The 15,774-nt window shown below is 37.4% G+C and carries 18 protein-coding genes; 5 read left to right on the top strand and 13 right to left on the bottom strand.

The window, feature by feature from the left end; translation table 11 throughout:
• Window positions 1-26: 26 nt before the first annotated feature.
• A complete protein-coding gene (locus tag M3183_RS06020; RefSeq protein ID WP_251467578.1) occupies window positions 27-590 on the bottom strand; it encodes a hypothetical protein in 564 nt (187 codons plus the stop codon).
• A 151-nt stretch (window positions 591-741) separates the two neighbouring features.
• Entirely contained in the window at window positions 742-1,926 is a 1,185-nt protein-coding gene (locus M3183_RS06015) for a CaiB/BaiF CoA transferase family protein (RefSeq protein WP_251467577.1), read from the bottom strand.
• 181 nt (window positions 1,927-2,107) lie between these two features.
• Here M3183_RS06015 and M3183_RS06010 point away from each other — a divergent pair, with 181 nt between their 5' ends.
• The gene (locus M3183_RS06010; RefSeq protein WP_251467574.1) at window positions 2,108-2,704 is read left to right on the top strand and encodes a CBS domain-containing protein; all 597 of its coding nucleotides are present in this window, start codon (window positions 2,108-2,110) and stop codon (window positions 2,702-2,704) included.
• Between the two features lie 90 nt (window positions 2,705-2,794).
• Here M3183_RS06010 and M3183_RS06005 read toward each other — a convergent pair whose 3' ends face one another.
• On the bottom strand, window positions 2,795-3,703 hold the full coding sequence (locus tag M3183_RS06005) for a TIGR01777 family oxidoreductase (RefSeq protein ID WP_251467572.1): 909 nt from the start codon (window positions 3,701-3,703) through the stop codon (window positions 2,795-2,797).
• A gap of 162 nt (window positions 3,704-3,865) precedes the next feature.
• Between M3183_RS06005 and M3183_RS06000 the strand changes: the two genes are divergently transcribed.
• Window positions 3,866-4,273, top strand: a complete 408-nt coding sequence (locus M3183_RS06000) for a hypothetical protein (RefSeq protein WP_251467571.1) — start codon at window positions 3,866-3,868, stop codon at window positions 4,271-4,273.
• A 98-nt stretch (window positions 4,274-4,371) separates the two neighbouring features.
• On the opposite strand, the gene M3183_RS05995 is transcribed toward M3183_RS06000, so the two are convergent.
• Entirely contained in the window at window positions 4,372-4,956 is a 585-nt protein-coding gene (locus M3183_RS05995) for a DUF2269 family protein (protein WP_251467568.1), read from the bottom strand.
• A gap of 285 nt (window positions 4,957-5,241) precedes the next feature.
• On the opposite strand from M3183_RS05995, the gene M3183_RS05990 reads away from it, so the two are divergent.
• Window positions 5,242-5,457: a hypothetical protein gene (locus M3183_RS05990; protein ID WP_251467565.1), complete on the top strand. Its 216-nt coding sequence runs from the start codon at window positions 5,242-5,244 to the stop codon at window positions 5,455-5,457.
• A gap of 52 nt (window positions 5,458-5,509) precedes the next feature.
• On the opposite strand, the gene M3183_RS05985 is transcribed toward M3183_RS05990, so the two are convergent.
• Window positions 5,510-5,986: a hypothetical protein gene (locus M3183_RS05985; RefSeq protein ID WP_251467563.1), complete on the bottom strand. Its 477-nt coding sequence runs from the start codon at window positions 5,984-5,986 to the stop codon at window positions 5,510-5,512.
• 327 nt (window positions 5,987-6,313) lie between these two features.
• Here M3183_RS05985 and M3183_RS05980 point away from each other — a divergent pair, with 327 nt between their 5' ends.
• Window positions 6,314-6,571, top strand: a complete 258-nt coding sequence (locus M3183_RS05980; protein ID WP_251467561.1) for a DUF2533 family protein — start codon at window positions 6,314-6,316, stop codon at window positions 6,569-6,571.
• A 50-nt stretch (window positions 6,572-6,621) separates the two neighbouring features.
• On the opposite strand, the gene M3183_RS05975 is transcribed toward M3183_RS05980, so the two are convergent.
• Window positions 6,622-7,182, bottom strand: coding sequence for a class I SAM-dependent methyltransferase (locus tag M3183_RS05975; protein ID WP_251467559.1), 561 nt, complete (start codon window positions 7,180-7,182; stop codon window positions 6,622-6,624).
• Window positions 7,183-7,360: 178 nt separating this feature from the next.
• On the opposite strand from M3183_RS05975, the gene M3183_RS05970 reads away from it, so the two are divergent.
• The gene (locus tag M3183_RS05970) at window positions 7,361-7,789 is read left to right on the top strand and encodes a VOC family protein (RefSeq protein WP_251467558.1); all 429 of its coding nucleotides are present in this window, start codon (window positions 7,361-7,363) and stop codon (window positions 7,787-7,789) included.
• A 112-nt stretch (window positions 7,790-7,901) separates the two neighbouring features.
• Here M3183_RS05970 and M3183_RS05965 read toward each other — a convergent pair whose 3' ends face one another.
• From M3183_RS05965 to M3183_RS05935, 7 genes are all read right to left on the bottom strand, one after another.
• A complete protein-coding gene (locus M3183_RS05965) occupies window positions 7,902-9,608 on the bottom strand; it encodes a DHA2 family efflux MFS transporter permease subunit (RefSeq protein ID WP_251467557.1) in 1,707 nt (568 codons plus the stop codon).
• 9 nt (window positions 9,609-9,617) lie between these two features.
• A complete protein-coding gene (locus M3183_RS05960; protein WP_251467556.1) occupies window positions 9,618-10,265 on the bottom strand; it encodes an efflux RND transporter periplasmic adaptor subunit in 648 nt (215 codons plus the stop codon).
• Window positions 10,266-10,280: 15 nt separating this feature from the next.
• Entirely contained in the window at window positions 10,281-10,718 is a 438-nt protein-coding gene (locus tag M3183_RS05955; protein ID WP_251467554.1) for a MarR family winged helix-turn-helix transcriptional regulator, read from the bottom strand.
• Between the two features lie 202 nt (window positions 10,719-10,920).
• The gene (locus M3183_RS27605) at window positions 10,921-12,171 is read right to left on the bottom strand and encodes a thermonuclease family protein (protein WP_464513807.1); all 1,251 of its coding nucleotides are present in this window, start codon (window positions 12,169-12,171) and stop codon (window positions 10,921-10,923) included.
• A 207-nt stretch (window positions 12,172-12,378) separates the two neighbouring features.
• Complete coding sequence (locus M3183_RS05945) at window positions 12,379-12,609, bottom strand: glutaredoxin family protein (RefSeq protein ID WP_251467552.1); 231 nt, start codon at window positions 12,607-12,609, stop codon at window positions 12,379-12,381.
• Window positions 12,610-12,791: 182 nt separating this feature from the next.
• Window positions 12,792-14,276, bottom strand: a complete 1,485-nt coding sequence (locus tag M3183_RS05940; RefSeq protein ID WP_251467550.1) for an aldehyde dehydrogenase family protein — start codon at window positions 14,274-14,276, stop codon at window positions 12,792-12,794.
• A gap of 233 nt (window positions 14,277-14,509) precedes the next feature.
• The gene (locus M3183_RS05935) at window positions 14,510-15,709 is read right to left on the bottom strand and encodes a dicarboxylate/amino acid:cation symporter (protein ID WP_251467547.1); all 1,200 of its coding nucleotides are present in this window, start codon (window positions 15,707-15,709) and stop codon (window positions 14,510-14,512) included.
• Window positions 15,710-15,774: the final 65 nt, after the last annotated feature.

Genomic DNA, 15,774 nt, shown 5'->3' with positions numbered 1-15,774 from the left:
CGCATTCTCATTGAACAATAGTCCTATTAATTCAGGAATAACCTTTTTATTTTGTTAAACAGAAATAAACCAAAATCGACCCAAATCCATGCATATATACATGCAAATCCAAAAACCAAACCTGCTGTCAATATTGAATATGAACCCTGTACAACCGGGCCCAATACCGGAAATTTTATTCCATACAACAAAATCAAAATACCTGCTGTTAGAAAAAACGCACCCAATCCAACAACTAGGATCTTCTGTTTGAAAAAAGAGCATGCAGTTCCAATTCCCAAACCCAATATCCCGGTGGTAAAAGGGAATACAATCAATTCGCTTGGTTCAAGAAATAGCAATAATAGATTGGTGAGTAAATAAGTAAAAAACCCTAGTGGTACAGAAAATATGGAGCACAAAAGGATTGGTGCTGTTGAAAAGGGACTTATAAAATAACCAATCCCAGGTAAAAATCCCCCCGCCGACTGAAAAATAGAGGCAATACACGCAAAAAGTGCCGCAATGATCAGCCGTTTTGATTTGGATTTTTTTCGAAATGCCGCTTGAGCAATCTTTAAATCTTTTGAAGATAATTTTAGAAAAGACATTCGTTCACCTCCCTGTTCACTACACTATATGACAGGAAGGATTGGCGTAATCAGCAGTTTTATCAGACAGAAAAGCCAGTTCCTCTCAATATGAGCGGGAGCTGGCTGAACCATAAACCTATTTCTAAACTTCCAATTCCTTCCAACTATTTTATCTGCCTAAAACTCCTTTTTCCATTAATAATTTAATTGATTCTTTTTCATAACCAGCTTCCCTCAATATTGCTTCTGAATGTTTGCCGGTTTGTACACCAGTATATTTGTACTCAGCAGGCTGTGTAGAAAATTTAATCGGGAACGCAATCTGTTTTTGAGACCCTCCCTCTGTCTTAGGGACTGATACAACCAATTCCCTTGCTTTTATTTGCGGGTGTTCGACTGACTCCGAAAAAGACAATACAGGTTCAACACATCCATCAAAATCATCACCAAGAAGATCTAACCACTCTATAAATGTTTTTTCTTTAAATGCCCGTATCAAGATTTTTTTAAAAGCTTGCTGATCTTCTCTCTTCTGGCTGCTGCTTAAATGGATTAAGCTCGAATCCCCAATCAAAGTGCAAAGTTTTGCCTGGAATTGCGGTTCCAGACTTCCTACAGAGAAATATCGATGATCCTTCGTTTCATAATAATCGTAGAAATGACCACCATTTAGTAATAATGACTCAGGTTCCGGTTCTATTCCGCCAACAAGGTATCCCGAACCAAACATGGCGTTTAAGGAAAAAACGGCATCCGTCAAGCTTACATCAATATATTGCCCTTCCCCGGTTTGCACCCGGTGGTACACAGCTGCTAAAATAGCAATCACCGCGGGCATGGACCCTCCAGCAAGATCTGCCACTTGAATACCTGCGGGAACTGGTGCTTGATTTTTCCGGGAAGAATAACTGGCTGCACCCGCTAATGACAAATAATTAATGTCATGCCCGGCCCGGTTTCGAAGCGGACCTGTTTGACCATATCCTGTAACAGAACAAAAAATAATTTTTGGATTAACTTCTTTTAATTTGTCATAGCCGATCCCCAGCCGGTCCATAACACCTGGTCTAAATTGCTCAATTACAATATCGTATTCCTGAATCAATTGGAAGACGACCTCTTTTGCTTCTTCATTTTTTAAATCCAAGGCTAATGACCGCTTGGAACGATTCAAATGAGCAAAAGCTGCCGATACTTCACCATCCATTGGCGGAAGATGCTTAACAAGATCTTCTCTTGATGGAGACTCTACTTTAATAATCTCTGCTCCCATATCTGCCAGCATCATTGTCGCAAAAGGGCCGGGAAGGAGTGTTGTAAAATCCAAAATCTTTAATCCTTTTAAAATCCCCATAACTACCTCCTAATCTACTTTCTAATTCATTCCACCTAAGTCTTTATAACTAAATTTCATTTTCTATAAGTAAAAATCAGTCATTCTTCTATTTTTATGGTAATATTTATTAACAGAAGATTGCAAATATAAAATTAACTTTTTTGCTAAGCATTAAAAAATTTAAAATGGAGGGTTTTCCTTGTATATTACAGATTTAATGTCAACAAACTTTATTTGCTGTACCAAAAGCCAAATTTTTAGAGATGTTCTCCCCATGTGCAGACAGACAACATCTCATTTAATTCCAGTTGTGGATTCATCAAAAAGATTAATTGGGATTATTACTAAACATAAGATTTTTCAAATTTCAGCTAAACAATCCCCGCTTGATACCGCTATTGAGAAATATGTAAACCCCTGCCCAATTTTTCTTCGCACAGATGATTCCGTTGAAGATGCAAGAGAAAAATTTGTAAAACACAACATCAGCCATGTACCTGTTGTCAATTCAAAAATGGTACCCATCGGCATTCTTTCATCAGAAAAATTATTGTCCCCTAAAAACTCACAACCAGACAACTACGTTGATGGGGCACCAATATCATCTATCCAAACAATTCATGAGGACAAATCTGTAAGCCTTCCTTTACCATTTTCCCATAAAAAAAGTGTTCATTCTACAGAAAAAGACATCATTACTGATGCATTAAAACGAGCAAAAGGTAATAAAACGAAGGCAAGTCTCATGCTTGGAATCGGCCGGCCATGGCTTTACACAAGAATAAGAAAAAGGTAATCTGAGAATTTACTGTCTAGTAGGACATAAAAAACCTGTAGAGCATTCTAACAGTGAATTAGAATACTTTACAGGTTTTTAAATAGGTCGTTATTTGGCTTTTACCAGCAAATCATTCAGGGCATTTAAAAGCACTGGATAATGAAATGTAAATCCTTTTTCTAACAAGGCTTTTGGAACTGCATGCTGCCCCTCTAAAACAAGACTGCTCTTCTGTCCAAGTGCCAGTTTCATAGCAAATGAAGGAACATGAAACCAGTGGGGGCGATGCAAAACAGATCCTACTGTCTTTCCGAACTCTTTCATTTGTACGGCTGAAGGTGCGGTAACATTGACAGGACCCGTCAGTTGATCATTTTTGATTGCAAAAACAATAGCTCGAACCACATCTTTCACGTGAACCCATGACACCCACTGTTTGCCTGAACCTATAGTCCCCCCTGCAAATAATTTATATGGAAGAACCATTAACGGGAGTGCACCTCCTTCATTCCCCAGAACCACTCCAAATCTCATAAAGACAGTACGAATGGAAAATGACTCCACTATTTTCGCTGCATTTTCCCAGTCTTTAACTGTTTTTCCTAAAAAGTCATTTGCCGTCTCTAATGAATCTTCGGTATAGATTGCTTTATTGGATGCCGGATAAATACCAATAGCACTTGCATTGATTAGAACAGAAGGTTTCTCAGGCAATGCCTTGATAATGCGCACTAATTCTTCTGTTGCTTGCATGCGGCTGTCGTAAATTTCTTTCTGGTGATTTTTCGTCCATCTTCCATCATTAATGGACACGCCAGCCAAGTTAATAAATACATCTGCATGTTTTATCTCCATTTCCGGGGAAGTACCTTCTTTAAGCCACTTCACATAGACCACATTTTCCGTGGGCTCTTTTTCCTTCCTGGTTAATATGATTATTTGGTGCCCTTCTTGCTGAAGAAAGTTTGTTAATTTTCGTCCAATAAACCCCGTACCGCCTGCAATCACAATTTTCATGTTCACCCTCCTCTCTAATAATCATTTCCATTTATTTCATCATACCGTTAATGACCTTAAATTCTCAATATGCAATGTTTGTTCTTATTAACCTCAAAATGAGAATCTTTTTCTTAAATGCTTTAAATCTGTTATAATCCATAGGGATAAGGACGTGATGGTTTGAAAGAAACTATTAAACTTTTAGCAGACATTGTAAATAATCTTCATGATTTTATTCAAATATTCGTCAATCATTCGCTGGGTCTTCAATTAACAGATAAAGATTTACATTTCTGGATCATGGGCATCATTGGATTTGTGGTATTTCTTTTTGTGCTGGTTATTTCAAAAATAATTAGTAAAATGCCTTATGGAATCGTCATTCTGTCTTTTCTATATACAACCACCTTTATGTTTGTTTTAGTATTTGCTATTGAGATTCAACAAGCATTGACTAATCGAGGAAATATGGAATTCGAGGATGCGGTCGTAGGACTCTTAGGTTTCTTTGGTTTTTTCTTTGTTTTTGTTATTTTATTTGTAATTTTCATCATGATAAAAAAGGGATTGGCTCGTTTCTTTAATTAACCTATTCATGCAGAATAAAGAAATGGATCGCCAAAATATGGCCGCAGAATATTTTAAAGGGAGAAAAACAGCTGTTTTCTCCCTTTATTTGTGCAACATTAATCAATGGAAGCTGAATTTGAATCAGCTGCAAAAATTTTAGCGGATGCTTTTCCTATAAGAATACTCGCTATGGCAGGACCTAAGATAATTGCCAGTACTACCGTCACAATCGAACCAATCATCCCCAATTTCACGGTCATTAAAAATAATATCGCCAGGGTCAGCATTGTCATTGTTGAAACTGAAATCCAAAGTCCACGGTCTCTTACTTTTTGTAATAAAACAGCCGACGGTAATTCATTTGTCTCCTCGGAAGCAGCCTGTAAAATAGCTTTTAAACGTCGTAAATTAATTACTGGTCCCATAATAGTCATGATGATTAAAAGTGCGAGCGACAGTTCAACCCATGAATTCCCCCATCCCCATGAGGTAAAAACAAGATATAATCCCGGCAGTAAAATCAAAATCACACTGAATGGCAGGAGACCGTCAAGCTTCACCGCCAGTGCAGACCAATTTCGCACGCCCTCTGTCTTCACCGAATAAAGCATTGAAATCATCGCCGTTAACGTGATTCCTACAGCTGCAAACATCACCATGGCCCCTAAAATATGTACAAATAAAACCACATTATACAACAAACTCCATATCCCCCTTCTATTTATTCCTTTTCCATTATATATAATATGAAAATAGTAAAAAAGTCCCTTTTGTTTCAAAATTGATAAATTTTTTGATTTCGTGAATAGGAATCTTGTCTTATCAGTTTTGGGTTCCTTTCTCTAACTGTCTTCAGAATTATTACCTCGGCAGGTCTAATTTTTCCCAGAAATCAATATTTATAATTATGATGATGGGTTCTTTAAAGGAAACACCTCATCCTTCTTGTAGAGGAATATTTAAATCATGAGGGGGAATTGAAAATAATGGTCATTCATTTTTTTGAGAATAAAACAAATGTATTAACTCAGCTGTCCCAACAAATTCCCACAGTCGACGAGAATATAAAAATTAAAGGCCGTAAAGGAAAGGTATTATCAATTGAAGAAATAAGTGAAAAGGTCATCCATGTTTATATCGAGTTTGAAAAGATTAAGAAAGTACAGGTATCTGCAAAAGATAACAAAACCAAAAGAAGATAAAAAATAGTGCCAGGCACCATCATATAATGAGAGTTCCTGGCACTTAAACATGTTATATTCTCCTGAATCCCTCTTCGACCAAAAACATCTCTGCCTCTTCCCTGGTATCAAAAGTCTCCTCAAGATTTAGTCCAAAATAAATATTCCAAGTATCGTCTTCATTCACTAATAGAAGAACTTCGTTGCTTTGATTGCGCCATCTTTCTTCAAAATTTTCCCCCACAATAGCTTCCTCAACAGTAGAAGTTTTTCCAGCAGATAAACTGACAATGGATTCTTCAATGATTTGTTTTAATTCATCTGCAGAAAAATCACGGATGTTCACCATTCCTTTACCATCAGTTTGATAATTAGACAAACGCCCGCCATAAACAAAACCATTTCCGTTTGGATGAAGGTGGTATACCACATTTTTCTTATCATAAACACTATCGTTAAACTGAAAATTCACCCGTCCTAGAGAAACATTTACCCTTTCCAGTTCAGGAAATCCTTCTATAATCGCAATTTTTTCATCAAAAGTTAACATGTATGCCTCCAATCATTTTACCAAGTACCTAAGAATTTTCTATGTATAAAATAAACCGCTGCCCAAATGCTCAGGGACATTGATTTCCCTGGTATAAAGTTAAATTCTTTAAATAATAAACAAACGATAATGGCTATGGCGTTTGACCCAATTCCAGCATAAACGAGCGATCTGACAAAGGCAGGATTAAATATTTTCGGTCCCTCCTTACACATTGAATCTGTAAATTATACCACATTGGATAAAAATTATTTAGCTTTACAATTTTTCTAAAACAAGAACCATGATATGATAACATTATATTCTAACTTCTTAGGAGTGAAAATCATGAGTGTACATAAAGACTTAATCCAGCACGCTGCAAATCAAAATAAAGATTTTCGTCATTTTCAACAGCTTGACCAGCAGCGTGAAATTTATATCGAGGAAGCCATTCAGTTTTGTAAGGAAGGCAAGCCCTTCACAACAGACAAAATAAACAAAGTGACAAAAGAAATTAACAGCATACAGCTTCGTTTTATTCCAGAAAGAAAGATTGTCACTTCTGAAATGGTCAGGGAATATGTCTCCAGATCAAAGTCATAACAATTTATCGGGACTTGTGCTTCCTTCCACGAAGGGAGCATGAGCACCTTTTATCGTTTCTGGCAAAAAATAGATTGCCTTCCTTCCTGTTCATTTTCTTCAAAAAAGTGAATCGTCCAGTCCCCGAATTCAGCAGCTAATTCTTTAGACATTAGTTTGTAACGGCTGGAAACACTCTTACCAACAGTTTTCGGTGAATTGTAGAAGGTTTCCATGAATAGATATCCATTTTCTTTTACAATATCTTTTACTTTTGGAAAAAGCGAACGATCCAAGTAATAGGTCATAACTACCAAGTCAAATGAGCTAGGATTCCAATTTAGCTTATTCCATTTCGTCAAATCACATACCTTTGTATCAATTTGAAACTGATATTTTCTAGCTTGTTCCTGAACATAATGAATAGCAGCTTCTGAAAGGTCTACTGCCTCAACTTGATAATTTTTTTCCGCTAGAAAAAAGCTGTTACCTCCTAATCCGCATGCAATATCGAGCGCCTTACCCCCTTTTAAATAATGAGAAAGGTTCAGCAATCTTGCATTTGGCACAGGTTCTGTGAACTCTTTCAATCGTTTTTTATATTTAGAATTCCATTTCGTTTTATCATCCATTTGACTGCTCCCTATTATCATTCTGCCCTTCTCATTCCCCTAATTATATAATTATTTAATATGATTGAAAATAACAGTTGCGAACATGCATTCTGTGGTTTGTATTAATAATAACGGAAATAATAGGAAAGTTGTTATTTAGAATATATATTATCTATTTCATAAGGGGTGTTTTTTAATGACAGTACGATTAATTCCCTATCTAGTAATGAACGGGAATGCAAATGATGCTATTCGTTTTTATGAAAAAGCATTGGATGCTCAAATTTTATTTAAACAATCTTTTGGAGAAATGCCAGAAAATCCAGAATTTCCTCTTCCTGAAGAAGCTAAAAACTTAATTAGTCATGCCACAATAAAAGTGGGTGAAACAGAAATGATGTTTTCTGACACATTCCCCGGCCAGCACCATCAAAGCGGAAATCAAGTAACAATTTGTATCACTACTGATGATGCAGAGAAGGCACGTAAATTTTTTGATGAATTAAAAGAAGGCGGAAAAGTAGACATGCCGCTCCAAGAAACGTTTTTTAGCCCAGCGTATGGTAACTTAACGGATCAGTTTGGAGTGAACTTTCAAATTTTCACAGAGGGAAAACAGCATTAATTTTTCATTACTAGTGGTTTTGATGATTTTCTGATTTTAGAGTATTTACAAAATAAATGACGGTCCTTCTGCTTCGAATTTTTGAAACAAAAGGAACCGTCATTGGATCATATTAATCAGCTGATGGTTTAGCACGTTTAATAAAGAATGCAAGAATTAGGGCGACTGCCGCAATGCCTGTAGCTACGACAAAGGCATCATTAATTCCGCTGATGGTTGCTTCTTTTACTGCCTCACCATAGATGGAGGTAACTGCGAGCAGCTGTCCTTTTTGGACTGGAATCCCAGCCATTGCTGCAATCCCATTACCCATCTCCGCTAATTTATTTGCCAGATAAGGGTTGGTACTTGTAATTACATTTGAAAAATTGGCCGAATGATAATCGCTCCTTGTCGTCATGACCGTGACAAGAAATGCCGTCCCAAGACTCCCTGCAACTGTCCTGGCTGTATTGGATGCAGAAGTTCCATGACCTGCTAAACGGACGGGCAGCTGGTTCATTCCTTCTGTTTGGACTGTCATTGATAAGAAGGACATCCCAAACATCCGCATAACGTATAGAAACATGATATACCCATAAGAAGTTGACATTGTTAATTTCGTAAATTGCCATGTAGTAATCACCGTAATGATTAATCCGAAAACAGCAAGCCAGCGAGCTCCCATTTTATCAAACAGTCTTCCCGAAATCGGCATCATGATTGCCATTACAATAGCACCCGGAAGCATTAACAAACCTGAATCTAGAGCTGAAAATCCTCGGATATTTTGCAGGTAAATTGGCAGTAATAACATGGCTGCAAACATCGCCATATTAATGACCATTCCAATTACAGTCGTTAATGCAAAGATATCATATTTAAAGACACGCAATTCCAGCATCGGTTCATCTGTTGTTACTTCACGCCAAATAAAAATGATTAAACCAATGGTACCCACAATAAGTGCCACCAAAACTTCAGTGCTTTCCCAGCCATTATTTCCAGCTTCACTAAAACCATAAAGTAAAAATCCTAAGCCAAGTGTAGAAAAAATAAATCCAGGCACATCAAATTTTGGTTTAGTTATTTCGGTAACATCAATCATCCATGCAATAGACATGATGATCGATAAAATTCCAAATGGAATGACAATATCAAATAATACACGCCAAGAATAATGGCCGATAATCCACCCTGATAAGGTAGGTCCTACAGCAGGTGCGAACAGGATAGCAACCCCCATCAGCCCCATAGCAGCTCCCCGCTTTTCAGGTGGGTAAATGGTTAGAAATACGGTCATTAACAGCGGCATGATAACACCCGCACCTGCTGCTTGAACGATCCTTCCAATCATTAATAAAGAGAAAGTGGTGGAAATAGAACAGATTACCGACCCTATGGTAAAAGCAAAAACAGCAAAAATAAATAATTTTCTTGTTCCCAATCTTGATGTTAAATAGGCGGTAATCGGTATGATGATTCCATTAGTTAACATATATCCTGTGGAAAGCCATTGAACAGTACTTGCAGAAACTGAAAAATCATTCATAATATGAGGAATAGCTACATTTAGTAATGTTTGGTTTAAAATCGCAACAAATGCTCCAAGCATCATTGCAGATATCACTTTTCCTCTTTTTCCTTCATATTTCTCCGGATTAATGGAAGTGGAACTTGGTTTATTGATTGGTTTCTTATGTTCAACAGTCTCTTTTTCAGCCGCTGTTGTGTCTATCTCAAAAGTTTTTTCCATTTTCGTTTGTCTTCTCAACATCATATTGACAATAAGAAGGAGAATAACGGATAGTAGAATATAACCTGCGATATATATTGACATGTTCATCACCTACTTATGAATTCGCACTGTCACATTCATACCAGGGACTAATCTTTCTCCATAATGATCAAGCGAGATTTTGACAGGAATTACTTGTGTTTCTTTTGTGTAATTTCCGGATGCATTATTTTTGGGCAGCAAAGAAAAAGTACCTGCAGTTGCTAAACCAATCTCTTCCACTTTTCCATTTAATGTGATGTTTGGAAAAGCGTCGACATAAATATCAACATCCTGGCCAATTTTTACATCATTTAGTTCTGTTTCTTCGATATTGGCCGTTACCCAAAGATGATCTAGGTCATAGCTGACTGCCAGCGGTGTCCCTGCAGCGACCATTGTATTTTCTACAGCGTTTGACTGAACAATTGTCCCGTCAGCTGGAGCTTTTACATCCATGTCAATAGTTCCTTTTTCGCCCGCCATTTCCACTGTGCCGATCTTTTCATTTTTTGAAAAAGTATTCCCGGATTTACCTTCCCACTTTGTTAATTTGCCTGTAGCTGGTGCAGCAATGCTCACTTGCTGCCCGGAAACTTGTGCATTGTCAGTAGATAAATAGTTTACAGATTGATTAAAATAGTAGTAACCTGCAAACCCGCCGCCTACTAAAACAATTAGTAAAATAATATTAAGTAAAATCATCCGTTTGGCATTCATTAATTCTCTTCCTCCCTATTCACTTAAAATTTCTCTTATTTTTTCATGAATCCGTAATAAACTTTGAATATCTTCATCTGATAATTCCTGCTTCACTTTGTTTAACTTTTCCACCAGAATCGATTCACCCGAAATAAATTTTTCTAATTTTTCCTGACCCTTCTCAGATAATTGAATTGTAATGGCTCTGCGGTCATTAGGCAGCTTACGGCGTTCCACCAGGCCGTTTTGAACCATTCGGTCTAATACCCCGCTTGTTGTGCTATTGGTTAATTTAAGGAGTTCTGCCAGTTCCACTAAACCTAAATTGGGATGAATTGAAACGTTATACAATGCTTTTAGCTGTACAACGGTTAATCCATTATAATCGGCATCCTGCTTCGAAAGTTTGTAAAGAAGCTTATTAATATCGGAAAATGAATTCAAAATTTCATTTGTAAAGACTGTTTTCATTTCATCCTCCTTAACTGAAATATATTTTCTATACGAATGATTCGTATACGAAATAATTGGCGTTTTTCATCATACAATTTTTTCTATTTTGTGTCAACAATATTTTTTTATGCCAGAAAAAGACGATATTCATAACAGACTGCAGGATAAAAAATAAAATGGCACAGGAGTTCCTGAGCCATTTTATTTTTATATTTATTCGCTATGGTTCACAAGCATAATGATCCTGGTCTCGGTCCATTTTATTTTGATAAGCTGGATGGGTGCTTGGAACGCCGCTAGGATATTTTTTTCTCAATTCTGTACAATTGGCGAAAATCTCAGCTTTGCCGCTTCCGCTTGGAGTATTAGAATCAGTGCTTTTATTGGTAGTTGTCTTCGATGAATCTGTACAGCCACTAAAACCACTATCTGTTGTAAAACCAGGTTTAGACCAGATTTTTAATTTTTGTTGTTTTGCTGACCTTTCATCTTTTTGATATTGTGAAAGATATTTATATGGCGGATCATAAATGTAAGCAACTCGTGCATATCCCTCTTTTAGTAATACTTCCTGTACGGACTTTCCGTCTACAAAAACATATGCTAATAGACGGCCGTATTTATCCCGATCACCGCTTTTTTCAAATTCAAGTGACAATTCACCACTGTTCACTAGCTGTTTGTTTCTATTATAAGCTTCCACAGAATAAAGTTGTACACACGTACCAGGCTTTTTCTCTTCCGGTGTATCCACAAGTAAATACCGAACTGTTTCTACCTTTCCATGATAATTAACTTTAATTGTATCCCCATCAACCGTGTCTGCTATTTTTACAGGAACTTTATTTTTATTTTTTGCCGATTTTGTGGTTTCCTCTGAATTCTTCTCTATAATTTTTGGAGCACCAGGCACAACTGCCGGCGGTTTATCTGGTTGTTTATTTTCTTCACTTGTTTTATTTTCTTTTTTAACAGCTGTTTCTTTTTTCTCGCTGGAGTCATGAACCGTTTTTTTATTCTCTGTATAAGAATTTTCAACTTTATGAATTTCAGCTGCTTCTTTCATCTCTATTTTGGGAGCATTGATCATCAAAACCATTGATAGTACAAATAAAGAAACTGTTAAGCTTAAAAATCTCTTCCAATTGCCTCTTCTAAAAAATAACAGGATCGTTGTCATCAAAAAATATAAACCTAAAATGATGCCAACCAATGATAAGGTGTTCATCCATTCTTTAAATAAAAACCAACTGAAAGTCAGAACGAACCCGATAATGATTCCGGTAATGGGCCAGTAAAGTGGAGCACCTGTTTTTTTCCTCTTCACAAAAAAAACAATTCCAATAATAGCTATAATTAATCCCAAGATTCCCAAAGAATTTACGATAGACCATTTAATAATTAGATAGAGAATTGCTATCGCTATAATTCCAACAATTACTGTCAGACAACCAGCTCCGCCTTTCCCCACTTCCAATCCCCCCGACTTTTTTTGAATACTATTTATAGTTATTTATTCACAATGACTATTTTATCATTAGTATGGTATTATCGAGTTACCATTTTACTGGTAAAAAATGCTTATGATTTTGCCTTAATTTATCGTATTTATGGGGAATTTTAGGGTTGAACCATAAAAAAACGCTTAGATTTGTCAGTCTAAGCGTTCGGGTACATACTATTTTACGTATTGCATTAGTTTTTCCGGATCAAAGCCCAGTACCCAGTGGCCATTTACCTTTGTCTGAGGTACGCCCATCTGTCCAGTTTCCTCAACTAGCTTTTGAGCGGCAATCGGATCTTTCTGCACATTTACTTCTTTATAGTTTAATCCTTGAGACTCAAGGAATTCTTTCATCATGGTGCAGTATGGTCAAGTATTGGTTGAATAAACAGTAATATCGTTCATCCCGCATTCCTCCTTAAATGTTTAATACCAATATAGGTATATTAAATGATTCCAGAAACGTTATCAATTTTTTAAACTTGGATTGAAACAAATTCCGGTACTTAATGATGTTATTCCCAAAAAACAGAACAATATGTAAAAAAACAAACTCCTCTCAAATTGAGAAGAGCTTGTTTTCTTTTTTACTTCATCGAAATCCAGACACTCTTAACTTCTGTATAATTGTTCAATGCATAGGATCCCATTTCTCTGCCGATTCCAGATTGTTTGTAACCACCGAATGGAGAGGCAGCATCAAAGGCATTGTAGCAGTTTACCCAAACTGTACCAGCACGAAGTTTGTTGGAAATATAATGGGCTTTTGCCACATCACGTGTCCATACGCCTGCAGCCAGGCCGTACTCACTGTTGTTTGCACGATTTATTAGTTCATCAAGATCTTCATATGGTAATGCTGAAATAACCGGGCCAAAGATTTCTTCTTTAGCAATCGTCATTTCATCCCGTACATCAGCGAATATAGTTGGAGATACAAAATATCCATTTTCAAATGGCTTTTCTCCGCCTGTCAGTAATTCAGCACCTTCATTCAAGCCTTTTTCAATATACCCAAGAACGCGGTTTTGCTGCTCAATGGAAACCAGCGGTCCAATTTCCGTATCAGCATGCAAACCTGCACCTTGCTTAATTTTTTGCGCATGGCTGACCATGTCTGATAACACATTATCGAATTGCTTTTTCTGGATAAACACCCTAGAACCAGCACAACAAACTTGCCCTTGGTTAAACATCACTCCATTTAATGCGCCAGGAATCGCTTGTGTAAGGTCTGCATCCGGTAAAATGATATTAGGTGATTTACCGCCAAGCTCTAATGTAACCCGCTTCAACGATTTTGATGCTCTTTGCATAATCATTTTACCAACCTCTGTTGAGCCGGTGAAGGCAATTTTATCAACTAGAGGATGATCGACGAGCGGCTGGCCTGCTGTTTCGCCAAAGCCAGGGACAATATTTACAACCCCTGCAGGGAATCCTGCCTCTTCTATTAATTCAGCTAAGTAAAGGGCTGAAAGCGGGGTTTGTTCTGCCGGTTTTAATATTACCGTACAGCCGGTTGCTAATGCTGCCCCCAATTTCCACATAGCCATAAGCAGCGGGAAGTTCCAAGGAATAATTTGCCCGACAACTCCAACAGCTTCATGTCGTGTGTAATTAAAGAATGGCCCGTTTACCGGAATGGTCTGCCCAACAATTTTTGTTGACCAGCCGGCATAATACCTCATATGTTCAATCGCCAGCGGCACATCCGCTGCTGTAGTTTCACGAATCGGTTTTCCGTTATCCAACGTCTCTAATTGAGCAAGCTCTTCCTTATTCTGCTCCATTAAATCAGCTAATTTATACATCAAACGGCTGCGTTCAGATGCTGTCATTTTCGACCATGGACCTTCATCAAAAGCTTTTCTTGCCGCTTTCACAGCACGGTCGATGTCTTCTGGACCTGCTTCATAAACAGCTGCCAGCACTTCACCAGTTGCAGGATTATACGTGTCAAATGTTTTTTGAGATATACTTTCAACGAATTGACCATCAATGTACAGTTTCTTCTTCCCCAGTAAAAATTGTTCTACTTTTTCTTTTACACTAACTGTGACTTGACTCAATTTTTTTCCTCCCTTAATCTGGTATCCTTTGAAATAGATTGAAAACGTCCTCAATCCACTACTCATTCTATCATTGTTAAAAACTAGCATTCAAGTAATAAATAGTTAATTAAGTAAAAATATTACGACAGTAATTTTAGACAAATTTTTCATAAATTTTGGCAAAAAAAGAGTCTCAATTTGTATGAGACTTAAAAATTGTGTTAGTCCCCCTGGCAAGCGGTATCCCCTCTTTATATAGGCATTTCTTCCTTATTCTTTTTTGGTTCTACTACGACACAGCAGGATGTATCGCCAATAACATTAACGGAAGTACGGAACATATCGAGGATCCGGTCAATTCCCGCAACTAAGGCAATACCTTCAAGCGGAAGATTAACAGCTGCTAATGTCATAGTCAGCATCACTAATCCGGCACCAGGCACACCGGCTGCCCCAATCGATGCTAAAGTTCCTACCAAGACCACCATTAAAATTTGGGAGAAAGTTAAATTAATCCCGAAATATTGTGCGACAAACATCACAGCAATTCCTTGATAAATCGCTGTGCCGTCCATATTTATTGTGGCCCCCAATGGCAGGACAAAGCTGCTTGTTTTATTGGAAATACCAAGATTCTCCTGAACATTTTTCATTGTAATTGGTAAAGTGCCAGAGCTGCTGCAGGTGGAAAAGGCAACGGCAGCTGCTGGGAAAATTCCTTTAAAGAACTTTATCGGGCTCATTTTCCCAATCGTCTTAACTGCAATCGTATAAGTAACGGCAACGTGAACAATACATGCAACAACCATGGCAATGATGACTTTTAGCAGCGGCAGCAGGACAGATGGACCATAATTGCCGACAACCGGAGCTAATAGTCCGAATACCCCAATTGGCACTAATACCATTACCATTGCAGTAATTTTGTACATTACCTCTGCAAATCCCTCGAAGAATTGCTGAACAGGCTTTGCTTTTTCGCCAACCACTGTAATGCCAATTCCAAGAAAAATAGCAAAAAAGATAATTTGAAGCACAGATCCAGTCGTCAAAGCTTCCACTGGATTGGTTGGAATAATATTCAATAATGTAGCAATGACGCCTTCTGTTTCTTTTGCTTCAATCTTTGCCCCATCGATAGTTAAACCCGTACCACTTCCAGGTTGAAAAAGAAATCCTGCAAATAATCCAATAATTATAGCAATAAGAGTGGTAATTAAGTAATAAGAGATTGTTTTTCCGCCTAATCGGCCCAGCTGATTGATATCTCCGGCACTGGTTACGCCAACAACAAGAGTGGAAAGAATAAGTGGAACAATAATAAATTTGATCAATCTTAAAAACAAATCACCTAAAGGCTGAACAACCGATGCTTTTTCCCCAAAAATCACCCCCACAATAACGGCAAGGATAAAGGCTGCGACGATTTGAACCACCAAATTTTTCTTCACGCATATCCCCCTTTTTAAATTAGAATATAGAACCAATAGGGACGGTCATCCTGTTTGAAAAATAA

Origin of the sequence: Neobacillus mesonae, assembly GCF_023715155.1 — a bacterium.
Lineage (GTDB): Bacteria > Bacillota > Bacilli > Bacillales > Cytobacillaceae > Neobacillus > Neobacillus mesonae_A.
The sequence above is the reverse complement of the archived record's forward strand: the minus strand, read 5'-3'. Positions and strand labels throughout refer to the sequence as shown.